Here is a 22752-nt window from a genome sequence, read left to right on the forward strand (position 1 = left end):
CATTGAGTGTGGGGTTTTTTATTGTCTAAAATTTAAGGTTAAATTAGCCGCGAGTTACGAGTTACGAGACGCGAGTTACAGGCAGCGCAAAAGCAACAGACTCCACTCTTATAAAAACAACTCCATGTTCATTTAGTATGGCTTTATCTATTGTCTACAATTTAAGTTTAAATTACGCTTATAGCTTATAGCTTATAGCTTATAGCTTATAGCTTATAGCTTATAGCTTATAGCTTATAGCTTATAGCTTTTAAAGCTACCCGTTGTGAGATGCAAACAACGTAAAGTCATCTATTCTTTTATTCATAAATTTTTTATTAATATGTTCATCCGAAAGTTTTTACCGTATTGTCTGTTCTTATTAGTCAGTTAATTTATATAAATGTAGATATATAGCAGTTCAAATGAATAATAATGCATTAGTGAGTGGGGCTGGACTTGGGTTTCGTCGTGAAATGGAGTCTGAATTAGATTTATTAACCACAGAATACGTGGATTTTTTAGAAGTGGCTCCAGAAAACTGGATGCGATTAGGGGGGAAATACCAACACTTATTTGAACAAGTTTCAGATAAACACAATATGGTTACCCATGGTTTATCGTTATCTTTAGGTAGCCCTGATCCTCTAGATATTAATTTTGTAAAAGAAGTTGGCCAATTTCTACGTAAATATAAAATTAAACATTACACCGAGCACTTAAGTTACTGTTCAGCTGATGGTCATATGTATGACTTAATGCCAATTCCTTTCACTACCGAAGCCGTTCATTACGTTGCTGATCGTATTAAACAGGTTCAAGATATCCTTGAACAAAAGATTGCTATTGAGAATGTTTCTTCTTATTTAAGTCAATCGTCAGAATTATCTGAACTTGAATTTACTAATGCTGTTCTGGAAGAATCTGACTGTCTATTATTGTTAGATGTAAATAATGTTTATGTAAATTCTATCAACCATAAATACGACAGTAAAACATTCATTCAAGGTTTGCCTTCCGAACGTATTCTGTATGGCCATATTGCAGGTCATTATGATGAAGCGGATGACTTAAAGGTTGATACTCATGGGTCAGATGTCATAGATTCTGTTTGGTCGTTACTAGAATTTGCCTATCAAAAACATGGAGTATATCCCACGTTGTTAGAACGGGATTTTAATATTCCTGCAATGGATGAATTGTTTAACGAAGTAAATACGATTAAGAAAATACAAGCTAAGTATCAAAAGGAGGCTGTTAATGAGTAATACGAATTCATTCCAGGCTCTACAGTTACAATTGGCGAATAGAATTAGGACCGGAAAAGGTGAATTAGACAACATAGAGTCTAGACGTGTCACTATTTACAAAGAGTTATTTTTTAATAACATTGAGAGTTTTTGCAGTACGGCCTTTCCGGTAACTCAAAGTCTGTTGGGTACTGAAAAATGGGGGCGTTTAGTCAGACGTTTTTTCGTTGAACATCAATGCGAAACACCTCATTTTATTGAAATTTCACAAGAGTTTCTGTCATATTTAATTGAAAAACAAAGTGACTACCCAGATTTCCCTTATCTTGCTGAATTAGCGCATTACGAATGGATTGAATTAGACTTAAGCGTTAAACCAAATGTTTATAAAACAAACACAGAAAATGATGGTGTTAATAAGCTAGATGGTTTTATTCTGTCACCGGAGTGTTATCCATTATTATATAATTACCCAGTGCATGTAATCTCTTTAGATAATTATGACACTATTGAGCCTCAACTAACGGGGCTCGTGGTGTATCGAAATGTTGAATTTAATGTGAAGTTCATTTTAGTCGATCAATTAACCGTCATCCTTTTGCAATTAATTCAACAGAATGCCGGTATAACAAAACAATCACTTATTAATGAATTGATTGGTCTGAACGAAAGTTTTACGGAAGCACAAATGGACGACTTTTTAGCCAATGCATTGCCTCGTTTTTTACAGCTAAAGTTAGTAAAGCCAGCATAATATTCATAGCGTTAGAACATGGTCATTATTATTGTTAAATAAATCATTTCAAAGGTTTTTCCAAAGCAGCCAATCTGTCATACTGGAATGGTAATATTAGTATTTAGGTAAAACATGTTAGATTTAATTAAAAGTAGTATAAAAACCATTCCAGATTACCCAAAAGCTGGGATCATGTTTCGTGATGTCACCTCGTTAATGCAAAACGCAGAAGCCTTTGCTAAAACCATTGAATTGTTTGAAACCAAATATAAAGATCAAGGCATTACTGCTATCGTTGGTACGGAAGCGCGTGGTTTTATTTTTGGTGCGCCTTTAGCATTAAAAATGGGTGTTCCATTTATTCCTGTAAGAAAACCAGGTAAGTTACCTCGGGCAGTTATCTCTCAAGATTATCAGTTAGAATATGGAACTGATACTATGCAAATTCACACCGACGCACTTACGTCTGCTGATAAAGTATTAATGGTAGATGATTTACTTGCCACTGGCGGTACAATCGAAGCAACAACGTCACTGATTAGACAATTGGGCGCGACAGTAAACGACGCCTGTTTTGTTGTTAATTTACCTGCTTTAGGCGGCGAAATAAGATTAGAAAAATTGGATATCAATTGTTATTCATTAACTGAGTTTGATGGCGAATAGCTAAAAGGTTAATTAAATGAGTTATCAAGTTCTCGCACGTAAATGGCGTCCTGCAAAATTTGCTGAATTAGTTGGTCAAGAGCATGTTAAAGCTGCACTTATCAATGGATTGAGTAATCAAAGGCTTCACCACGCTTATTTATTTACCGGAACTCGTGGGGTGGGTAAAACCACCATAGCTCGTATTTTTGCGAAAAGCTTAAATTGTGAAACAGGTATTTCTGCAGAACCTTGTGGACAGTGTGGTACTTGTTTAGATGTTGATGCCGGACGTTTTGTCGATTTAATAGAAATTGATGCGGCATCAAGAACTAAAGTGGGTGATACCCGAGAAATTTTAGATAACGTGCAATACGCACCGACACGAGGTCGTTACAAAGTCTATCTAATAGATGAAGTACACATGTTGTCACGTCACAGTTTTAACGCTTTGTTAAAAACGTTAGAAGAACCACCTGAACACGTTAAGTTCTTATTGGCCACCACAGATCCACAGAAGCTGCCCGTCACAATATTATCTCGCTGTTTACAATTTAATTTACAAGCCCTATCGATTAAACAAATATCGGAGCAGTTAAATCGCATTTTAGTTGCGGAACAACTTCCTTTTGAACAAGAGGCGTTATTACTGTTAGCTAAATACGCCAAAGGTAGTATGCGGGATGGATTAAGTTTAACAGACCAAGCTATTGCTCAGTCTGGTCAAAACGTTACCTTAGAGATAGTGCAACAAATGATGGGCACAGTTGATATCAGCTGGAGTCAAAATATATTGTCTGCAATATTAAGCAATGACGCTGATAGTTTGGTAGATGAATTTGCCCGATTGACCAAACAAAATCCAGATATTGATAAGGTTTTAGATGATTTATTAAGTGTTTGCCATCAAATTGCGTTAACTCAAATTATGCCAAATGCAGCACAATTGAATCATAATATTAGCGAATTTATTACGGCTGCAGCTAGCCAAGTTGCTCCCCAAGTCGTTCAGGTTTATTACCAAATTTTGCTACAAGGTAAACGTGATTTAAAAATTAGCTCAGACCCATACGCTAGTTTTGAAATGATATGTTTAAGAATGTTGGCATTTAAACCTGTCACTGATTTTTCAGATTTAGTGGTAAAAAAAAACTCTGAAATAGATTTGCCCCGTACCCCAATTACCGACTCTGAACAAAATAAAAATGCAGTCTCGCCAGTTGTTGAGCCTCAGTTAAAAAGTATTCCTGATGTGAATGCATTGCAAAGTCAAACTCAGCCAACTGATATGGCTAGCTTTGAAGCAGTAACAACAGAGCTCAATAAGCCGATAGCAAAGCAAGATGATTTAGGCACAGAGACACTGCATTCTAAAGCTGCAGAGCAGTCAATTGACGCTCAGGAAGCGGTTACTGAAAGTGAGTTGTTGGCGCAACAGAACTTCTACAACGATATTGCACAAAGCCAAGGTTTTGCACCTCAGCAGCCAACGGAAGTTAATATTGCCGACGATAGCTCTGTTACACAAGACTTAGAACATACACCTTCTAACGAACTTCAATTCGTTAATCCGAATGCCGAAGCTCCACCAATGAACGAGGATGTTGTTAATAACACGTCTGTTGTTTCAGAAGGAACTGATCCTAACCCTAGCACTTTAGAGTTTGATAGCCCGGTCATGGCTATTTTGGCCGCTCGTGGTTTTGACAGTAATTTAAATCACGCTATACCTGAATCCCAAAATGCGGAGCAATCCCAGAGTACAGAGGTAAATTCTTTACACCATGAGGGTTTTAGCGAAGATAATCAAAATGCAGAAACAAACAATGACGTTGAAGTGTTCGAACCGGAAGCTGAACTTATGCCTCTGGAACATGAAGAAGTTAGATATGCTCATCAGGTAGACAATTGGGCATCGTTAATAGAAAGTTCTGATTTAGCCGGAAGGGCAAGGCAGCTAGCATTGCATGGTGCGGTGGAAATAAATGATAATCATATTGAGTTAGTGGTTAAACAAGAGTTTGCTCACCTGTTGAACGATAAAACGGAAGCGGAGCTTAATGAAGTTGTGCTTAGGTTAGCGCCACAATGTGAATTTATAATAAACAAGTCTGAATTAGTTGAGTATGCTCCGGCTGAAATACAAAAAGACATTAACCAAAATCGTCAACAAAGAGCAGAGCAGAGCATTAATAACGATCCTATGGTTAAAACGTTATTAAATGAGTTTGACGGTAGGATAGTCGCCGGCTCAATTACGCCATTATAGGCAAAATGAACGGACTTGTATTTTATCAATTAGGCCATATTTATTGGCCATTAACGATTTAGTATCAAAGATTAATATTTAAAGAAATGAGGAAATGAATATGTTTAAAGGCGGAATGGGCAACATCATGAAACAAGCCCAAGCAATGCAAGATAAGATGGCAAAAATGCAAGAAGATTTAGCCAAAATGGAAGTGGTTGGTGAATCAGGTGCAGGTCTTGTTAAAGTCACTATGTTAGGTAGTCACAGCGTTAAACGTGTCGATATTGACGAGTCTTTAATGGAAGACGACAAAGACATGTTAGAAGACTTAATTGCAGCGGCAATTAATGATGCGGTTCGTCGTGTTGAAGAAACCAACAAAGAAGAAATGTCAAAAGTTACTGGTGGTATGGGCATGCCTCCAGGTATGAAACTACCATTTTAATTAGCCGATAATATGAGCCAATCATTATTAGCGAATCTGATCGAGCAATTACAATGTTTACCTGGTGTTGGGCCTAAAACGGCTCAACGCATGGCGTTTCATTTATTACAAAGAAAACGTCAGGCCGGTAAAGAATTAGCGGCAGTATTACTGGATTCAATGGACAATATTGGCCAATGTTCAGAGTGCCGTAATTACACTGAGCTAGAATTATGTGACATTTGCAAAAACAGCAAACGAGCCATCGATGGTACTTTATGTATTGTAGAAAGTGCTTCTGATTTAGCTGCTGTTGAGCAAAGCGCACAATTTAGTGGACGTTATTTTGTTTTACATGGTTGTTTGTCACCCATTGACGGTATTGGTCCAAGTGAAATTGGTTTATTCCAATTAGAAGATCTATTAGAAAATGGTCATGTTAGTGAAGTGATCTTGGCATTAAACCCCAGTGTAGAAGGTGAAGCAACCTCACACTATATTGCCGATATTTGTAAGTCTCATAATATTGCTATTACTCGAATTGCGCATGGTATACCTGTTGGTGGTGAATTAGAAATGGTGGATAGTTCAACTATTACTCATGCATTAATGGGCCGAAAACTGTTCTAATTAATTTAAAGCGCTAAGCCAAAGTTGTAAGGTGGTTATATTTAACTCAAATAACCATCTTATCTTTCATCTCTCCCTTGATTTTCAAATATACGCTCCTATTAAGTTATCAACGTTTCGGCAGATAGACCGAATTTGATACACATTAAACACAGGAGATCTTACAGATGGCTGAAGCAGCTGCTCAAGGTAAACAAACTCACGGTTTTCAAACCGAAGTCAAACAACTATTACAACTGATGATCCACTCTTTATATTCAAATAAAGAGATCTTTTTACGCGAACTTATTTCAAACGCAGCGGACGCATCAGATAAATTACGTTTTGAAGCTTTGTCTAATAACGACCTTTATGAAAATGATGGTCAGTTACGTGTACGTGTAACCTTTGATGAAACTAAAAATACCATCACAATTGATGACAATGGTATTGGTATGACTCAACAAGAAGCGGCTGAGCATTTAGGTACCATCGCTAAGTCGGGCACTGCCGATTTCTTCAAAAACTTATCAGGCGATAAAGCAAAAGACTCACAACTTATTGGCCAGTTTGGTGTTGGTTTTTATTCAGCGTTTATCGTAGCCGATAAGGTTGTTGTACGCTCACGTAAAGCTGGTGACGATGCGTCAGCGGGTGTTGAATGGACCAGTGAAGGTGAAGGCGAATTCACCTTAGAAACCATCACAAAAGAAAACCGCGGTACTGAAATCACGTTATTCTTATCTGAAGAAGAAAAAGAATTTGCCAATAACTGGAAACTTCGTGAAATCATCAAGAAATACTCAGACCATATCTCTACGCCAGTAGAAATGTGGAAAGAAGGCACACCTGAATCTGAAGGTGAAGACGGCGAGAAAATTGCTGCTACGCCAGGTGAATGGGAAGTGATTAACAAAGCCGACGCTTTATGGACGTTAGACAAGTCTGAGTTAGAAGATAAAGACTACCAAGAGTTCTACAAACATATCAGTCATGACTTTGACGACCCAATGACATGGGCTCATAACAAAGTTGAAGGTAATAGCGAATATACATCATTATTATATATCCCTAAAAAAGCGCCTTTTGATTTATGGAACCGTGATAAACAACGCGGACTTAAACTGTACGTTCAACGTGTATTCATCATGGATGACGCTGAGCAGTTTATGCCAACATACTTACGTTTTGTAAAAGGCTTAATTGACTCAAATGACCTACCTTTGAATGTTTCTCGTGAAATTTTGCAAGATAACAAAATAACGCAAACATTACGTAAAGGTTGCACAACTCGTGTGTTAAAAATGTTAGACCGCATGGGTAAAAATGATAAAGAAAATTATCAAACCTTCTGGAACGAATTTGGCCAAGTGCTAAAAGAAGGGCCAGCTGAAGACATGGTAAACAAAGAAGCTATCGCAAAACTACTGCGTTTTGCTTCTACTCATACCGAAGATGCAACTCAATCAGTTGGTTTTGTTGATTACATTGAGCGTATGAAAGAAGGGCAAGATAAGATTTATTATATTGTTGCTGACTCATACGAAGCGGCGAAAAACAATCCTGCATTAGAGATCTTCCGCAAGAAAGGCGTTGAAGTGGTACTTATGTATGACCGCATTGATGAATGGTTATTATCTCACCTTAATGAGTTTGACGGTAAGTCATTAGTTTCAGTTACTCGTGGTGACTTAGACTTAGGTGATTTAGACGACGAAGAAACCAAAAAAGCACAAGAAGAAGCGGATAAAACATTTGAATCTTCTGTGGCAAGAATGAAAGCGGTATTAACGGATAACGTTAAAGAAGTTAAAGTTTCACATCGCTTAACTGATTCACCAGCGTGTATCGTGACAGACAATGCAGACATGAGCCCACAAATGATTGAGTTGATGAAACAAATGGGACAGCCTGTTCCAGATGTTAAACCTGTATTTGAAGTTAATATGGAACATGAGTTAGTTAAACATGTCGATCAAGTGCAAGACGAAGAACAATACAAACAATGGGTTGAAGTGTTATTAGACCAAGCGACGTTAGCAGAGCGAGGTACATTGACTGACCCAGGTTCATTTGTAAAACGCATGAATGACTTAATGTTGTCATTAACTAAGTAATAGAATCTTAATCCTGTAGAAACACAGAAGTAAGAAAATGATACAAAAAAGGAGCTTATGCTCCTTTTTTTGTACAGTTTAAAGTAAAAAGAATTAGACTTTAGTCGGTTCCCCTATCACGCGGGTTGTCATCCCTTTTGTAATATGACAATATTCCCGACAATATAAAGATTTCTAAAAACTATCAATCTGAGGACATATCCATGCGGATAATTTTACTAGGCGCACCGGGCGCTGGTAAGGGGACACAAGCTCAATTCTTAATGAATAAATACGGCATCCCGCAAATTTCAACTGGCGACATGTTACGTGCTGCTATCAAAGAAGGTACGCCTTTGGGGATAGAAGCAAAAAAAGTAATGGACGCAGGTCAATTAGTGTCAGATGAACTGATCATTGGTTTAGTAAAAGAACGTATTACAAAAGCTGATTGTGCAAATGGCTTCTTGTTAGACGGTTTCCCTCGTACTATTCCTCAAGCTGATGCAATGAAAGAAAATGGTATTACCGTTGATCATTGTTTGGAATTCGATGTACCGGATGAAGTGATCGTTGGACGTATGTCTGGTCGTCGTGTTCACCCAGGTTCAGGTCGCGTTTATCATGTTGTTTATAATCCACCTAAAGTGGAAGGTAAAGACGACGTGACTGGTGAAGACTTAAGTATTCGTGATGACGATAAAGAAGAGACTGTTCGTAAGCGTTTAGGTGTTTACCATGAACAAACGCAACCACTCGTTGCTTATTACAAAGCTGAAGCTCAAGCTGGAAATACAAACTTTACAACGATTGAGGGTACTCAACCGGTTGAAGATATTAGTGCAAAGTTAGCTGCAATATTAGGCTAATTACTATATAAATTATTTATAAAGCCCACATATTTGTGGGCTTTTTTATTTCAAAAGCCAATTGCATATATTGGTTAATAATTAAAAGGTAGTGATAATGAATGTTGAATTTACAGCGTTTTACGCTGGTATACTGGGCTTATTTTATGTGGCTTTATCATTTAGGGTGATATTGTTGCGTCGTAAGTTCCAAGTGGGCATAGGTCACGGCAAAGAGCGTGAGCTACATAGAGCAATACGTGTTCACGGTAACTTTTCGGAATACGTGCCTTTGGCTTTATTTCTATTGTTATTATTAGAGCTTAATGGCGGCCAAATGTGGGTCTTACATGTACTTGGATCTATGTTGTTTTTGGGTAGAATTTTACATGTTATGGGGCTAAGTAAGAGCGCGGGTACTTCAATGCCAAGATTTGTTGGCGGCACCTTAACCTTTGGCATGATGATGATAGCTGCAGTGCTTAATATTTTGGTTGTGTATTAATACATAGATGAACTGCTTAAAAATATATAAACACAAATTCTAGATACAAAAAAACCGAAGTGGCGAACCATTTCGGTTTTTTATTATTCTTATAACAATCTTAAATTAAAGCGCTTAAATTAAAGAGCTTTGATTTGAGCATTAAAGCGACTTTTCTGACGAGCTGCTTTATTTTTGTGAATAAGACCTTTAGTAGCATAACGATCTAAAACAGGCACTAAAGCAACGAATGCTTCTTGTGCTTCAGTTTTTTGACCAGCAGCAATTGCTGCAACTACTTTTTTAATGTAAGTACGCATCATAGAGCGACGGCTTGCGTTGTGACGACGACTCTTTTCAGAAGTTATAACGCGTTTCTTAGCAGACTTTATGTTAGCCAAGGCTGACTCCTAAATAATAATTCTAAATTTACCGGTTTTTAAGGCCGCGAAGTTTGCCTTTATTTCAAACTTTTGTCAAACCCTTTGAACAATATATGGAAGATAATATAATTAATTAATTCTGAGAAAGACTTTATCTATAAAAAAAGAGTAATATCTGGCACTCTAATATGTCATATCCCCTCGTTTAACTGTTTAATTTAAAAGGTAATTCACTTGGCCCTGTTGCGTTCTGGTTTAATAGTCTCATTTATGACATTGATCTCTAGGGTATTAGGATTAGTGCGAGATGTTGTTATAGCAACTTTAGTTGGTGCTGGTGTTAACGCCGATGTCTATTTTTTTGCTAACCGAATTCCCAATTTTTTAAGACGTTTATTTGCCGAAGGTGCGTTTGCTCAAGCTTTTGTTCCTGTATTAACGGAAGTTAAAGAAAAACATGGTGATGATGAAGTTCGCGAGTTAGTGGCTAAAGTAGCTGGAACATTAGGGGTTATCGTCACACTGATCACTTTATTCGCCGTTATAGCCTCACCGATAATTGTGATGGTGTTTAGTCCAGGTTGGTTTTTAGATTCATTGTCTGGTGGTGCCGATGTTGGCAAATTTGAAATGGCGTCGGTTTTATTAAAAATCACTTTCCCCTATTTATTTTTTATCACCTTTGTTGCGTTAGCTGGCGCTGTATTAAATACCTACAATAAATTTGCTGTAGCGGCATTTACGCCAGTATTTCTAAATATAGCCATTATTGTTTGCGCCATCACGTTAAGAGATTCGTTTTCTGATCCAGCCTATGCATTGGCAATCGGTGTATTTCTCGGCGGGTTAATACAGTTTTTATTCCAATTGCCATTTATGGCGAAAGCTGGATTGCTGGTGTTGCCAAAGTGGGGATGGAATGATGTATACGTAAAACGTATTCGTATCTTGATGTTACCGGCTATTTTAGGTGTGTCTGTGCATCAGTTAAACGCTTTGGTTGATACGGTTATAGCTTCGTTTTTAATTACAGGTTCTATTAGTTGGTTATATTACGCTGATAGATTGATTGAGTTTCCGTTAGGTTTGTTTGGTATTGGTATTGCCACTGTAATTCTGCCGAGCTTATCAAAATTACATTCTAATGATGACCCTCAAGCGTTTCAAAATACCATTGATTGGGCGGTACGTTTTGTCTTGATGTTAGCCTTTCCGGCAATGGCGGGGTTAATGATTTTAGGGCCATTAATTATTGAAGTGCTGTATTTGCATGGAAAATTCACCCCTGACGATGCCATGCATGTTCAGTGGGCGCTGGTGGCTTATTGTTCCGGTCTAATGAGTTACATGACGGTAAAGGTACTAGCGCCAGGCTATTTTGCAAGACAGGATACTAAGACGCCAGTTCGCATTGGTATCATTTCAATGCTAGCCAATATCGTTTTTAATTTTATGTTAGCGCCGTTTTTTGGTTTTGTCGGTTTAGCTATCGCAACCGCTATGTCAGGTACGTTAAACGCCGCGTTATTGTACAAAGGATTACATCAACAAGGAGTGTATAAAATATCTCGCCAGTCGCTAATTTGGATTGGTAAATTGTTGTTGTCTACGGCATTGATGGGTTATGTCGTATGGTTAAGTCATGTTAATTGGCCGTTAGAAGTAACTGCATTTTCTCACTTACTCATAAGATTATTTGGCTTAATTAGCATTGCCATTGTTTGTTATTTTATTGCGCTGTTTAGTTTAGGTTTTAGACTAAGAGATTTGAAATCCAACTTTTAATCTGCAGATTATTTAACCAATTTAAACTAATGTCGATTTAAATTGGTTATATTCCCTTTTATCCAACAGAATTAGCGTGTTGTACGCTAGTAATTGCCCCTCATTTACCGTTATAATTTGACCGTTTTTTTATCTTTAAAAGTAGTGGTGATGGAGTTAGTTCGCGGTTTAGTTAATATTACTGAAAATCATAGAAACTGTGTTTTAACCATAGGTAATTTTGATGGTGTGCATATCGGGCACCAGTATGTTTTACAAAAATTAAAACAAGCAGCACTTAAGTACAATGTGCCTGCTGTAGTAATGTTATTTGAGCCACAACCACAAGAAGTTTTTCTTAAAGATAAAGCCTCTGCCAGAGTATTAACGTTTCGTGAAAAATTTGAAAAGTTAAAACGTATGGGAGTCGACAGACTAATTTGTATTCGATTTAATCCTGCTTTTGCGGCCATGACTGCAGAGCAATTTATTGAGACCTTATTAGTTAAAAAATTAGGGGTGAAACACTTAATTGTTGGCGACGACTTTAGATTTGGCCAAAAGCGAATTGGCAATTTTGAATTGTTACAGCAACAGTCAAAACAGTTTGGTTTTAATGTTGATGACAGTAAAACGTTTGAATATTCCAATAAGCGGGCAAGCAGTACGGAAGTACGATGCAGTTTAAATGAGTCTGACTTTGAAGTAGCCACTGCCTTATTAGGTGAACCATTTAAATTCCATGGCAAAGTGATACATGGCGATAAAAATGGTCGGAAATTTGGATTTCCAACGGCAAATATAGCGGTAAAAAGAAAAGTATTACCAATTAGAGGCGTATTTGCTGTACAAGTACAATGGCAAAATAAAGGTTTCTTTGGTGTAGCCAATATTGGCAATAAACCTACGTTAAACGGGGTTAAGCCAGTATTAGAAGTGCATTTGTTTGACTTCAATGACAATATTTATGGACAAAGGTTAAGTATTGAACCTTTGTTTAAAATCCGAGAAGAACAAAAATTTAACTCGGTAGATGAATTAATCCAGCAGATCCACGCAGATGTAAATACTGCAAAAGCTGAACTATTTAAATAAATTATTCGAGCATTACCAATAAGGTATTTACTCTTAAATTATAAATTACGGACCCAGTAAACATGAGTGATTATAAACATACTCTTAACTTGCCAGAAACTGCATTTCCAATGCGTGGCAACTTAGCTCAGCGTGAACCTGTCATGATCAAAGAATGGCAGCAGAAAGAATTATATAAACAAATTCGTGAAGCTAAAAAAGGTAAAAAGAGCTTTATTCTTCATGATGGACCTCCGTATGCCAACGGTGATATTCACTTAGGTCACTCAGTAAACAAAATTCTAAAAGACATTATCGTTAAGTCTAAAACGTTATCTGATTTTGATTCTCCGTATGTACCGGGTTGGGACTGTCACGGATTACCAATTGAATTAATGGTAGAAAAGAAAGTAGGCAAGCCTGGTAAAAAGGTTACCGCAGCAGAATTTAGACAAAAATGTCGTGACTACGCAGAACGTCAGATCACAGGCCAATTAGATGGTTTTGTGCGTTTAGGCGTATTAGGTGACTGGCAAAACCCATACAAAACAATGGATTTTAAATCAGAAGCCAACATCATTCGTGCGCTAGGTAAAATAATTGACAACGACCATTTACAAAAAGGCTCTAAGCCAGTTCATTGGTGTACGGACTGTGGTTCTGCATTAGCAGAAGCTGAAGTGGAATATAAAGATAAAGTCTCTCCAGCCATCGATGTTAAATTTACAGCAACAGATGCGGATGCACTTGCGAATAAGTTTGAACATGTAGAAGGGCACGAAGGCAAAGGCGATATCTCTTTTGTTATTTGGACAACAACACCTTGGACTATGCCTGCTAACCGTGCAATTGCGGTAGCTGCTGACGTTGAATACGTATTAGTACAAGTTGAGGCTGACGTTCCATTTAGATTAGTGGTTGCAGCATCATTATTAGCGGATGTTATGGACAGATATGACATCACTAAATTCCATGCACTTGGTTATGCCAAAGGTGAGTTATTAGAAAATGTTGAAGTTAAACATCCATTCTTAGATTTTACTGTGCCAGTTATATTAGGTGAGCATGTAACAACTGACGCAGGTACTGGTTGTGTGCATACGGCTCCGGGTCATGGTCAAGAAGATTTCACCGTTGGTTTAAAATACGGATTAGAAGTTGCTAACCCTGTTGGACCAAATGGTGTGTATGTTGAGGGCACAGAGTTCTTTGCTGGTCAGCATGTATTTAAAGCCAATCAAAGTGTGATTGATGTATTAACAGAACATAATGCGTTAATGAAACACATCAATATTGAACATAGTTACCCACATTGCTGGCGTCATAAAACACCAATTATTTTCCGTGCTACCCCACAGTGGTTTATCAGCATGGACAAAGCTGGGTTACGTGCTAAATCATTAGAACATATCAAACAAGTTGAATGGTTACCTGAGTGGGGCCAAAGCCGAATTGCAGGCATGGTTGAAGGCCGTCCAGATTGGTGTATCTCACGTCAACGTACTTGGGGTGTACCAATTGCATTGTTTATCCATAATGAAACGGATGAATTACACCCTCAAACACACGACTTGTTAGAGAAAGTCGCATTAGCGGTTGAAGAAAAAGGCATTCAGGCTTGGTGGGATTTAGATCAAGCTGAATTACTAGGCGCTGACGCTGATAATTATCGTAAAGTACAAGACACATTAGACGTTTGGTTTGATTCCGGTGTGACTCACCATTTTGTTATAGATGCGCGTGAAGAGTTTACCAAAGCGGCAGATTTGTACTTAGAAGGTTCAGATCAACATCGTGGTTGGTTTATGTCATCTCTTATGACGTCTATCGCTATGAATGATAAAGCCCCTTACAGCCAAGTATTAACCCATGGTTTCACCGTTGACCAAAAAGGTCACAAAATGTCGAAGTCGTTAGGTAATGTTGTTTCTCCTAAAGATGTGACCGGTAAATACGGTGCTGACATATTACGTTTGTGGGTTGCTTCTACCGATTACACGGGTGAGATGACGGTTGCGGATGAAATTTTCAAACGTTCTGCCGACACATACCGTCGTATTCGTAATACGTCACGATTCTTACTCGCTAACTTAAATGGCTTTAATCCAATCACGGACACAGTGCCAGAAAATGAAATGGTGGCCCTTGATCGTTGGATTGTTGGTAAAGCAGCACGTTTACAAGCTGAAATAATAGAAGCTTACGACAAGTACCAATTCCATGTGGTTATGCAAAAACTAATGAACTTCTGTTCGGTTGATTTAGGCAGTTTCTACCTAGACGTGATCAAAGACAGACAGTATACCGCCAAGGCAGATTCCGTAGCTCGTCGTTCATGTCAAACTGCGTTATATCATATTGCAGAAGCAATGACGTGTTGGATGGCGCCTGTATTATCATTCACCGCACAAGAAATTTGGCAAGCATTACCAGCTGAAACAGCGGCTGGCAAACGTGGTGAATTTGTATTTACCGGTGTTTGGTATACCGACATTGAACAATACGCTGGTGAAGTAAATATGGGTGACGATTATTGGTCACAAATATTAGCGATCAAAGACGAAGTGAATCGCACTCTAGAAATCGCCAAGAAAGACAAACTAATAGGTGCGTCTTTAGAAGCCAATATCACTTTGTACGTAAACGACGAAATTAAACAAAAATTAACCGTATTGGAAGATGAATTAAGGTTTATCCTAATCACTTCTAAAGCAAGCGTAGACTCAATTGCGAATAAGCCGGACGCAGTAACCAATTCTGAGTTAGAAGGTGTTTATGTAGCGATTGAAGCCAGCAGTGCAACTAAGTGTGAAAGATGCTGGCATTACACTGACGATGTTGGTCAGCATGCTGAACATGACGATCTTTGTGGCCGTTGTGTTGACAATGTCGATGGCGAAGGTGAGTCAAGGAAGTTCGCTTAATGTTAAATGCGTTTAAAGAAACAGGTTTAAAGTTTTTAGCTTTAAGCCTGTTATTAATCATAGCGGATCAATTTAGCAAAATATGGATCATCAATAATCTAGCTTTATATGCAGATATTAATGTATTGCCAATTTTTGATATTACCTATGTTCGTAATTATGGTGCGGCATTTAGCTTTTTGAGCGATGCTGGTGGTTGGCAACATTATTTCTTCACCGGCATTGCGCTGGTGATCAGTGTGCTTTTGATCTATTGGATGTATAAAACCCCAGTGAAACAGACCTGGTTATTGGCCGCTTACGCGCTGATATTAAGTGGTGCCATTGGTAATGTGATGGACAGACTCAACTATGGTTACGTGGTCGACTTTTTACATTTTTATTATCAAGATTGGCATTTCCCTGCGTTTAATATTGCCGACATGGCCATTAGTTTAGGCGCAGGTTTATTAATATTAGATGCAATATTTGAGCAAAAAAATAGCGCTCAATCGGAAAAACAATCAGCAGAAAACGATTCTCCAAAACAGGTTAAGAAATAATAAATATGAGTATTCAAAACGGCAGCGAAGTAATTTTTCATTTCTCAATCAAATTGTCAGACGGTTCTGTTGCAGACAGTACTAAAGTTAACGGCAAACCTGCCAAGCTTACTATTGGTGATGGTAGTTTAACGCCAGGCTTTGAAGCTTGTTTAATGGGATTAGAAGCGGGCAAAGAAGCCTCTTTTACGTTAGAGCCAGAACAAGCATTTGGCCAACCTAACCCAGACAATATTTATTTTGTTGATAAAGATAAGTTTGGTGCTGAAGTACCAGCAGAAGAAGGGGCGATAGTGGCCTTTACTCAACCTGATGGCACGGATTTACCTGGTGTGATTAGAGACGTTGCTGGTCAGTCAGTAACGGTTGATTTTAATCACCCTTTAGCAGGACAAACCTTGATCTTTGATGTTGAAATCATTGAAGTCAATACGGCTACACACTAGAGGTTTATGATGGAAATATTATTAGCTAATCCAAGAGGTTTTTGCGCAGGTGTAGACCGAGCGATTTCAATCGTTGAGCGTGCCTTAGAGATATTCCAACCGCCAATTTATGTGCGACACGAAGTGGTTCATAATAAGTTTGTCGTGAATGGACTTAGAGATCGTGGTGCCGTGTTTGTTGATGAATTAAACGAAGTACCAGATGACAGCATTGTTATCTTTAGTGCCCATGGTGTGTCACAAGCGGTGCGTCAAGAAGCAGCTTCTCGCGGTTTAAAGGTATTTGATGCTACCTGTCCTTTAGTTACAAAAGTACATATGGAAGTCACTCGAGCATCAAGAAAAGGTACCGAGTGTGTGTTGATTGGGCACCAAGGTCATCCTGAAGTGGAAGGCACTATGGGTCAATACAGTAATGATGAAGGTGGTATTTATTTAGTTGAGTCTCCAGAAGACGTTGCAACATTAAATGTTAAAAATCCATCAGCCTTGTATTACTGTTCACAAACAACCTTGTCGGTAGACGATACCGCTGATGTGATAGATGCATTAAGAGCTAAATACCCTGAAATAAAAGGGCCACGTAAAGATGATATCTGTTACGCCACGCAAAATAGACAAGATGCGGTTCGTGATTTAGCCAATAAAGTTGATTTAATGTTAGTGGTTGGGGCGGCAAATAGTTCAAACTCAAACCGTTTACGTGAACTATCTGAGAAGGTAGGTACTAAAGCTTATTTAATCGATGATGCCTCTAATATAGATACCAAATGGTTAGAATCTAAGCCCAATGTAGGCGTTACTGCAGGTGCATCAGCGCCAGATGTTTTAGTACAAGGCGTGATTGACCGACTAAAAGAGTTAGGTGCATCAACGGTAGTAGAAAATCCAGGTAAAGAAGAGAATATCGTTTTTGCGGTTCCAGCCGAACTACAATAATTAACCAGATACAATTAATTTACCTAAAATAGTTACAAAAAAATAATTGATGGTCTAGGCTTATTTAATCGTTTGATTTAATAAGCCTACCATCATGCAATACAGCAAAACGGAATTCGCTGCAAGAAAGTTAACCCAAGGGTCGAGTTTAATCGAAGTACTTGTTGCTTTAATTATCTTCTCTATTGGCATGTTGGGCATTGTTGGTGTACAACTCAGTCATACCCGTTCAGCCCAAATTACCAATCAATTTATCCAAGCTAATCTCATCGTTACCAATTTAGCCAATCGGTTAATTCTCAATAAACAGCACATATTCACGACACAGACTCCGGGACTATCACATTCGTATTTCTTCCCTGAATCCTATGACTTTGCTCAACTGGGCGGATGCCAAGGTTCACACTACCAATGTTTTTGCCTTGAGCCACCAATAAACATCACAAATTGCCGGACAACTACGAACCTAAACATTAGTTTATGTAATAACACTCAAGTGGCCTTGTTTGATATATATGAAGTGAGTTGTATGTTGGCACTGATGTCTAATGACGCGACAATCTCGATTCATCCTACAGTGTTGAATACAACTTCTGTATTACTAGAAATAGACCTTGTTTGGCCAAGTTTATCTTCACCTCAAACCACTAAGTCGTCCGGTTGTCAGCAAACACTTCAAGCATTGAATAAAGCCGTGACGCGTTATGTGTGTTATTCACAGCAACTTGTACTGACCGAGGCAACATATGAAAGTTAATAGCGGCTTTTCGCTGATTGAGTTACTTGTTGTTTTAACAATAAGCGCCGTATTACTAACCTTAATTACCCGAATATATGATGCCAATCATAGACTCTTTTTAACAAACAAGGCCTTAACAGAGTTGGCGCAAGAGGGTCAGTATATTATTCCTTTTCTCAATTCAAATATCAGTTCAGCGGGTTACAGCAATGATTATCTTCCAGAATTAAATAGGCTGATTGATACCGACTTAGAATCTGAATTTATAACGAAGAATCCAGTCGTGAGTGGAGAAAGTTTTAGTGCTTTTCCTTTAATAAAAAGTGTAGAGGGGGAACAAAAGTCGGATCAAATTGTGATCAATACCATAGCGGCCAAAACGTGCACAGGAACAAACTTTGACTTTAATGATGGCGAGTTATTCCATGCTGTTAATCATTATTATATTGATGGCACAACACTGAGATGTAAGAGTTACGATGGCCGTTATTTACGAGGAGTAAAATTAACAACAACGTCAAACTATTCAGTTTCTTTATTAGAAAACGTGCAAGACATGCAAATTCAATACGGTGTCCAATTTAAAGGCATTAGTGTGGATGAATCCGACCAATTGAGTTGGGTTAATGCGGATGTGTTAGCCAATATAGATAAAACAGCGACCGCTGACGTTAAACTGGTAGCGGTCAATGTCGCTCTTTTATTGGGGAAGACATTGATTACACCGTTAGCCCAACCAACTCAGATTAAATTACTTGGTAATGATCATATTGAGCTGCCTAAACAGTTAATACTGCGCAAGTTTGAAACCATGATTGTATTGCAAGGTTAACTAACGTTATGACCCAAATTGCGCTTTTACAACAACTTAATAATGCCAAAGTGTGCAAACAACAAGGCAGCGTATTGGTCGTTGTTTTGGTCTTTTTGGTTGCAATGAGTGTGATGTCGGTCTCGTCCATTACATCGACTCACTTACAACTGCAATTAGTCCACAACCAGCAAACCTATCAGTCTGGATTAATTCAAATTTCAAATGTGAAACAACTGATATTGAACCAACTATCGAGCGATAAATACTCAGAACGCATTTTGCAACTACCTAGTGTTTTGGACAGTCATAACCAGCTTGTGGATCCACCCGATAAGGTTTGTGAACAAGGTGCTATTGAAAAGTTAGACATCAATGTTAATCAACATTCGGAGGTGATAGGCAGTGATAAAATATTGAGCTATCTCGCGCTTCTGTCCATTGAGTTAGTTCAGCCCTCTCAAGGTAACGATGTGATTACCTTATCAAGTGAACGAAACGAAATATTACTCGTCCAGCAATGTTTGCAGTTACAAAGTTCAGACATATGGCTTGTTGATACTTCTATTATAAAACGCAGTGGTCGTGAAACATTTGCAGTAACGATAATAAACCAAGATACAAAAGTAAGGTGGTTAGGGGAAGAGAAGTGACTAACTTACAAATTAAACCATGTCTAAATACGATTCGATATTTACTATTTAATGGCTTTAGCTTAATAGAGTTATTATTGGTGTTATCAATAATATCCATGCTGCTAACTTTTGGCGTTAACCGTTATGTGGATTACATACACAGAGGTAGCTTGTTGCAAGCCCAATCTGATTTATTGATGTTAGGCAGCCGATTAGAACAATATAAATTATTTAATGTAAGTTATTTTGGAGCTGCGGGATCACAAGTGACCCCTGAAAATACAGGCGCGCCATGGATTTTTCAATCTTATTCCCCAGCAGATAAGCCTGAACAAAAACGGCTTTTTAATTTATCGATTTTATATGTCAGTGACAGTGGTTTGGAATATCAAATTGTTGCCACACCGATTGAGAATAAAAGTGTTCATACCCAAAAAAGACCGAGCTTTGGCCGTTTAATATATTATTCAGACGGTAGAAAAGGGTATGACAAAAACAACGATGGCGAATTTTCAGCAACTGAAATGTGTTGGGACTGTTAATGAATTTACATTTAACAGCACCTAAACGATTGGTGAGCCAAAAGGGATATTTGTGGCTTCAACATACTAAATTAAAAGCATTTAGCTTGGTAGAGATGATGTTGGTGCTTTGCCTGATCACTATAATGACTCTGGTGGTGAGCCCTTCATTGGTTACGTTTTTGAACAAGGCCAAGCTATCCAGTCAATTGAATATTATAAATTCACAATTGCAATTAGCCAAATCGACCGCCGCCACTCAATTTGTTTATGTTGTCTTTTGTCCTACGGATAACCGTATTCGATGTAGCAATAATTGGAGGGATGAAATAATTAGTTTCATTGATAAAAATAACAATGGGGCTGTGGAATCGTTCGACACAATTATAAGTTCTCACAAAATCCCAACGTCTTTAGACATTAACGTGAATAGAAAGATGATTAAGTTCAGTCCAATAAATACAGGCGCTACCACGGCGGTAACGGTTTCGTTATGTTTTGGAAAACGGCTAAAAAAGGCCTTGGTTGTGTCTAATGTTGGTCGAATACGATTGTCCAACGACTTAACTAAAATTAATTGCAATGAACAACTTAGATGAAATTGTAGATGTAATCCGTTAAGTTTTATTGCTAATATTTAATCTATTATAAAGAAAAAAGGAATATTTAAATGCGATTTTTAACTCTACTTTTAGTGGGACTGTGTTCACTAATGTTGAATGCGGAAACCATACCAATTACGCACTTCAGTCAAATGCCAACCATAGCGCAACCGAGTGTTTCACCAGATGGCAGTAAAATAGCGGCCATATTTAATACTACCGATCAGACGCAAGTGGTTATCTCAGATTATGGCTCCACCGAATTAAAAACAATCGTCGCTTTAGGTGGAGAGAAATATAGAATTGATAATATTGCTTGGGCTAACAACCAAAGAGTTTTGGTAACGGTATCTCAACCTTATGTTGCTTTTGGTATTCGAGTTAGAACTACCCATATCTATTCTGCCGATCTTAAAGGTGAGTCAGTATTTGAATTAAGAAGAAATAGAGGTGGAAAACAAACGGCTAATCAGTTTTATTTTGAAAGCCCAACCTTATTAAGCGTTCTAGAAAATGACCCGGCTCATATCTTGGTTACTTTACGTGATGAAAGAGATGATAACTATTCTTCGGTGTTCAAAGTTAATGTAAACACGGGGGATTTCTCAAAATACCTACCTAATGCCAATAAAATCGTTGGTTGGTCTCCAGATAAAAATGGTGACATTCTGTTAGGTATTGGTGTAACAGGTCAACGTAATGATTTAACTAAAATCGTTTATGTACGCAAAGATACCAATTCAGATTGGAAAAAAGTTAAGACCTTTACACCATATGAAAGTGAAACGTTTGATCCCGTTTTATATGATGCTGAATCAAATAGCATTATTGTATTATCTGACCACAAATTGCATAAACAAGCGTTATGGAAGTTTGATATTGCAACGGCAGAGTTTTCTGAATTGTTAGGTGAAGCACCGGGAACATTAGATGTCTCAAGTGCGATAGTAGAATCTAAGGGGAATAGTAGAAAAGTGGTTGGTTATCGATACATAGATAACTTTGTGAAACGCATATTCTTCGACAAAGAGAAATTGAATATATCATCACAAATAGAATCTCTATTTGCTAAACAAGGTTTAAAAGCGACGTTATACGACTTTGATGAATCAGAAACAAAATACATAGTATCAGCGGTGAGTGACAATTCACCAATGAAGTTCTACTTGTATGATAAATCTAAACAAAATATCTCTTATTGGTTCAGTCAGTACCCATATTTAGAAGGTAAAAAATTAGCTTATGTGTCGGCAATTACATTCAAAGCCAGAGACGGAATGGAGCTAAAAGGATATTTAACATTACCTAATAATGTTGAAAATGCACCATTAGTTTTATTCCCGCATGGCGGACCTTATGCAAGGGATTATCAATACTTTGACCCATTTGTGCAAATGATGGCGAATCAAGGTTATGCGGTTTTACAAGTGAACTTTAGAGGCTCAACGGGTTTTGGTAATAAGTATGAAACCGCTGGATATCATCAGTGGGGTAAGGCCATGCAAACGGACTTATTAGATGCGGTGAATTGGGTAAAAGAAAATGGTTATGCAGATACCAGCAACGCTTGTATTGCAGGAGCCAGTTATGGTGGATATGCTGCATTAGTGGCCGGTTTCCAAACGCCAGACCAGTTTAAATGTATTATTAGTATTGCTGGGGTATCGGATTTAAACGAGCAAATGTCACTATGGAGAAAGAAAGGTTTCCTAAGTTATATTGAAAATGCGGTTAAAGGTGAAGATGAGAGTATTAAAGCTATCTCACCAATTTTCCATGTTGATAAGTTTAAAGTGCCCGTATTACTTATTCATGGAAAGAAAGATCAATTGGTTAGTTACCGTCAATCTGAATCTATGTACGATGCCCTTAAAAACGCAGATAAAGAGGTTGAGTATCAAGAGTTTGAATACGGTACACATCATTTAAATGATGCCAACAATCGTATTAAATCTATGGAATTAATGGCTGAGTTTTTAGCAGAACATTTGAAAGACTAAGACATTCGCTGAATGGCTAACATTAGAATAAACGCCCTATAAACAGGGCG

The 22752-nt window shown here is 37.9% G+C and carries 22 protein-coding genes; 21 read left to right on the forward strand and 1 reads right to left on the reverse strand.

Features of this window, described 5'->3' with window-relative positions; translation table 11 throughout:
* Window positions 1-404 precede the first annotated feature (404 nt).
* The 9 genes from KO505_RS13620 to KO505_RS13660 all read left to right on the forward strand — a co-directional run bounded on the left by KO505_RS13620 (window position 405) and on the right by KO505_RS13660 (window position 9343).
* Complete coding sequence (locus KO505_RS13620) at window positions 405-1247, forward strand: DUF692 domain-containing protein (RefSeq protein WP_216056025.1); 843 nt, start codon at window positions 405-407, stop codon at window positions 1245-1247.
* Complete coding sequence (locus KO505_RS13625; RefSeq protein ID WP_216056026.1) at window positions 1240-1983, forward strand: DUF2063 domain-containing protein; 744 nt, start codon at window positions 1240-1242, stop codon at window positions 1981-1983. Before KO505_RS13620 ends, KO505_RS13625 begins: the two co-directional genes overlap by 8 nt.
* 114 nt (window positions 1984-2097) lie before the next feature.
* Complete coding sequence (apt, locus tag KO505_RS13630) at window positions 2098-2631, forward strand: adenine phosphoribosyltransferase (RefSeq protein ID WP_216056027.1); 534 nt, start codon at window positions 2098-2100, stop codon at window positions 2629-2631.
* 16 nt (window positions 2632-2647) lie between these two features.
* The gene (gene dnaX / locus KO505_RS13635) at window positions 2648-4879 is read left to right on the forward strand and encodes a DNA polymerase III subunit gamma/tau (RefSeq protein ID WP_216056028.1); all 2232 of its coding nucleotides are present in this window, start codon (window positions 2648-2650) and stop codon (window positions 4877-4879) included.
* Window positions 4880-4979: 100 nt separating this feature from the next.
* Window positions 4980-5306, forward strand: a complete 327-nt coding sequence (locus KO505_RS13640) for a YbaB/EbfC family nucleoid-associated protein (protein ID WP_216056050.1) — start codon at window positions 4980-4982, stop codon at window positions 5304-5306.
* A 12-nt stretch (window positions 5307-5318) separates the two neighbouring features.
* Complete coding sequence (recR, locus tag KO505_RS13645) at window positions 5319-5915, forward strand: recombination mediator RecR (protein WP_216056029.1); 597 nt, start codon at window positions 5319-5321, stop codon at window positions 5913-5915.
* Window positions 5916-6082: 167 nt separating this feature from the next.
* Complete coding sequence (gene htpG, locus KO505_RS13650; RefSeq protein WP_216056030.1) at window positions 6083-8011, forward strand: molecular chaperone HtpG; 1929 nt, start codon at window positions 6083-6085, stop codon at window positions 8009-8011.
* A gap of 203 nt (window positions 8012-8214) precedes the next feature.
* On the forward strand, window positions 8215-8859 hold the full coding sequence (gene adk, locus KO505_RS13655) for an adenylate kinase (RefSeq protein WP_216056031.1): 645 nt from the start codon (window positions 8215-8217) through the stop codon (window positions 8857-8859).
* A gap of 97 nt (window positions 8860-8956) precedes the next feature.
* Window positions 8957-9343 carry an MAPEG family protein gene (locus KO505_RS13660; protein ID WP_216056032.1) on the forward strand — a complete coding sequence of 129 codons (387 nt, stop codon included), beginning with the start codon at window positions 8957-8959 and terminating at the stop codon, window positions 9341-9343.
* A gap of 119 nt (window positions 9344-9462) precedes the next feature.
* On the opposite strand, the gene rpsT is transcribed toward KO505_RS13660, so the two are convergent.
* Window positions 9463-9723, reverse strand: a complete 261-nt coding sequence (rpsT, locus tag KO505_RS13665) for a 30S ribosomal protein S20 (RefSeq protein WP_216056033.1) — start codon at window positions 9721-9723, stop codon at window positions 9463-9465.
* A 210-nt stretch (window positions 9724-9933) separates the two neighbouring features.
* On the opposite strand from rpsT, the gene murJ reads away from it, so the two are divergent.
* From murJ to KO505_RS13725, 12 genes are all read left to right on the forward strand, one after another.
* Window positions 9934-11490 carry a murein biosynthesis integral membrane protein MurJ gene (murJ, locus tag KO505_RS13670; protein ID WP_216056051.1) on the forward strand — a complete coding sequence of 519 codons (1557 nt, stop codon included), beginning with the start codon at window positions 9934-9936 and terminating at the stop codon, window positions 11488-11490.
* 150 nt (window positions 11491-11640) lie between these two features.
* Complete coding sequence (gene ribF, locus KO505_RS13675) at window positions 11641-12564, forward strand: bifunctional riboflavin kinase/FAD synthetase (RefSeq protein ID WP_216056034.1); 924 nt, start codon at window positions 11641-11643, stop codon at window positions 12562-12564.
* A gap of 62 nt (window positions 12565-12626) precedes the next feature.
* A complete protein-coding gene (ileS, locus tag KO505_RS13680) occupies window positions 12627-15467 on the forward strand; it encodes an isoleucine--tRNA ligase (RefSeq protein ID WP_216056035.1) in 2841 nt (946 codons plus the stop codon).
* Window positions 15467-16009: a signal peptidase II gene (gene lspA / locus KO505_RS13685; RefSeq protein WP_216056036.1), complete on the forward strand. Its 543-nt coding sequence runs from the start codon at window positions 15467-15469 to the stop codon at window positions 16007-16009. Before ileS ends, lspA begins: the two co-directional genes overlap by 1 nt.
* Window positions 16010-16014: 5 nt before the next feature.
* Window positions 16015-16455, forward strand: a complete 441-nt coding sequence (fkpB, locus tag KO505_RS13690) for an FKBP-type peptidyl-prolyl cis-trans isomerase (RefSeq protein WP_216056037.1) — start codon at window positions 16015-16017, stop codon at window positions 16453-16455.
* A 9-nt stretch (window positions 16456-16464) separates the two neighbouring features.
* Window positions 16465-17394: a 4-hydroxy-3-methylbut-2-enyl diphosphate reductase gene (ispH, locus tag KO505_RS13695; protein ID WP_216056038.1), complete on the forward strand. Its 930-nt coding sequence runs from the start codon at window positions 16465-16467 to the stop codon at window positions 17392-17394.
* A 94-nt stretch (window positions 17395-17488) separates the two neighbouring features.
* The gene (locus KO505_RS13700; RefSeq protein ID WP_216056039.1) at window positions 17489-18151 is read left to right on the forward strand and encodes a prepilin-type N-terminal cleavage/methylation domain-containing protein; all 663 of its coding nucleotides are present in this window, start codon (window positions 17489-17491) and stop codon (window positions 18149-18151) included.
* Complete coding sequence (locus tag KO505_RS13705; RefSeq protein WP_216056040.1) at window positions 18141-18965, forward strand: PilW family protein; 825 nt, start codon at window positions 18141-18143, stop codon at window positions 18963-18965. The genes KO505_RS13700 and KO505_RS13705 overlap by 11 nt, the downstream gene beginning before the upstream one ends.
* Before the next feature lie 8 nt (window positions 18966-18973).
* Window positions 18974-19597: a PilX N-terminal domain-containing pilus assembly protein gene (locus KO505_RS13710; protein ID WP_216056041.1), complete on the forward strand. Its 624-nt coding sequence runs from the start codon at window positions 18974-18976 to the stop codon at window positions 19595-19597.
* Window positions 19594-20121, forward strand: a complete 528-nt coding sequence (locus KO505_RS13715; protein WP_216056042.1) for a prepilin-type N-terminal cleavage/methylation domain-containing protein — start codon at window positions 19594-19596, stop codon at window positions 20119-20121. Before KO505_RS13710 ends, KO505_RS13715 begins: the two co-directional genes overlap by 4 nt.
* On the forward strand, window positions 20121-20699 hold the full coding sequence (locus KO505_RS13720; RefSeq protein ID WP_216056043.1) for a GspH/FimT family pseudopilin: 579 nt from the start codon (window positions 20121-20123) through the stop codon (window positions 20697-20699). Before KO505_RS13715 ends, KO505_RS13720 begins: the two co-directional genes overlap by 1 nt.
* 71 nt (window positions 20700-20770) lie before the next feature.
* A complete protein-coding gene (locus tag KO505_RS13725; protein ID WP_216056044.1) occupies window positions 20771-22702 on the forward strand; it encodes a S9 family peptidase in 1932 nt (643 codons plus the stop codon).
* The last annotated feature ends 50 nt before the right edge of the window (window positions 22703-22752 follow it).

It is taken from the genome of Psychrosphaera sp. F3M07, from assembly GCF_018860345.1.
Classification (GTDB): domain Bacteria; phylum Pseudomonadota; class Gammaproteobacteria; order Enterobacterales; family Alteromonadaceae; genus Psychrosphaera; species Psychrosphaera aquimarina.

Bases quoted from the DNA above. Each gene is read 5' to 3' on its own strand.
- KO505_RS13620 (WP_216056025.1), top strand. From the start codon at position 405: ATGAATAATAATGCATTAGTGAGTGGGGCTGGACTTGGGTTTCGTCGT.
- KO505_RS13625 (WP_216056026.1), top strand. From the start codon at position 1,240: ATGAGTAATACGAATTCATTCCAGGCTCTACAGTTACAATTGGCGAAT.
- apt (WP_216056027.1), top strand. From the start codon at position 2,098: ATGTTAGATTTAATTAAAAGTAGTATAAAAACCATTCCAGATTACCCA.
- dnaX (WP_216056028.1), top strand. From the start codon at position 2,648: ATGAGTTATCAAGTTCTCGCACGTAAATGGCGTCCTGCAAAATTTGCT.
- KO505_RS13640 (WP_216056050.1), top strand. From the start codon at position 4,980: ATGTTTAAAGGCGGAATGGGCAACATCATGAAACAAGCCCAAGCAATG.
- recR (WP_216056029.1), top strand. From the start codon at position 5,319: ATGAGCCAATCATTATTAGCGAATCTGATCGAGCAATTACAATGTTTA.
- htpG (WP_216056030.1), top strand. From the start codon at position 6,083: ATGGCTGAAGCAGCTGCTCAAGGTAAACAAACTCACGGTTTTCAAACC.
- adk (WP_216056031.1), top strand. From the start codon at position 8,215: ATGCGGATAATTTTACTAGGCGCACCGGGCGCTGGTAAGGGGACACAA.
- KO505_RS13660 (WP_216056032.1), top strand. From the start codon at position 8,957: ATGAATGTTGAATTTACAGCGTTTTACGCTGGTATACTGGGCTTATTT.
- ribF (WP_216056034.1), top strand. From the start codon at position 11,641: ATGGAGTTAGTTCGCGGTTTAGTTAATATTACTGAAAATCATAGAAAC.
- ileS (WP_216056035.1), top strand. From the start codon at position 12,627: ATGAGTGATTATAAACATACTCTTAACTTGCCAGAAACTGCATTTCCA.
- lspA (WP_216056036.1), top strand. From the start codon at position 15,467: ATGTTAAATGCGTTTAAAGAAACAGGTTTAAAGTTTTTAGCTTTAAGC.
- fkpB (WP_216056037.1), top strand. From the start codon at position 16,015: ATGAGTATTCAAAACGGCAGCGAAGTAATTTTTCATTTCTCAATCAAA.
- ispH (WP_216056038.1), top strand. From the start codon at position 16,465: ATGGAAATATTATTAGCTAATCCAAGAGGTTTTTGCGCAGGTGTAGAC.
- KO505_RS13700 (WP_216056039.1), top strand. From the start codon at position 17,489: ATGCAATACAGCAAAACGGAATTCGCTGCAAGAAAGTTAACCCAAGGG.
- KO505_RS13705 (WP_216056040.1), top strand. From the start codon at position 18,141: ATGAAAGTTAATAGCGGCTTTTCGCTGATTGAGTTACTTGTTGTTTTA.
- KO505_RS13710 (WP_216056041.1), top strand. From the start codon at position 18,974: ATGACCCAAATTGCGCTTTTACAACAACTTAATAATGCCAAAGTGTGC.
- KO505_RS13720 (WP_216056043.1), top strand. From the start codon at position 20,121: ATGAATTTACATTTAACAGCACCTAAACGATTGGTGAGCCAAAAGGGA.
- KO505_RS13725 (WP_216056044.1), top strand. From the start codon at position 20,771: ATGCGATTTTTAACTCTACTTTTAGTGGGACTGTGTTCACTAATGTTG.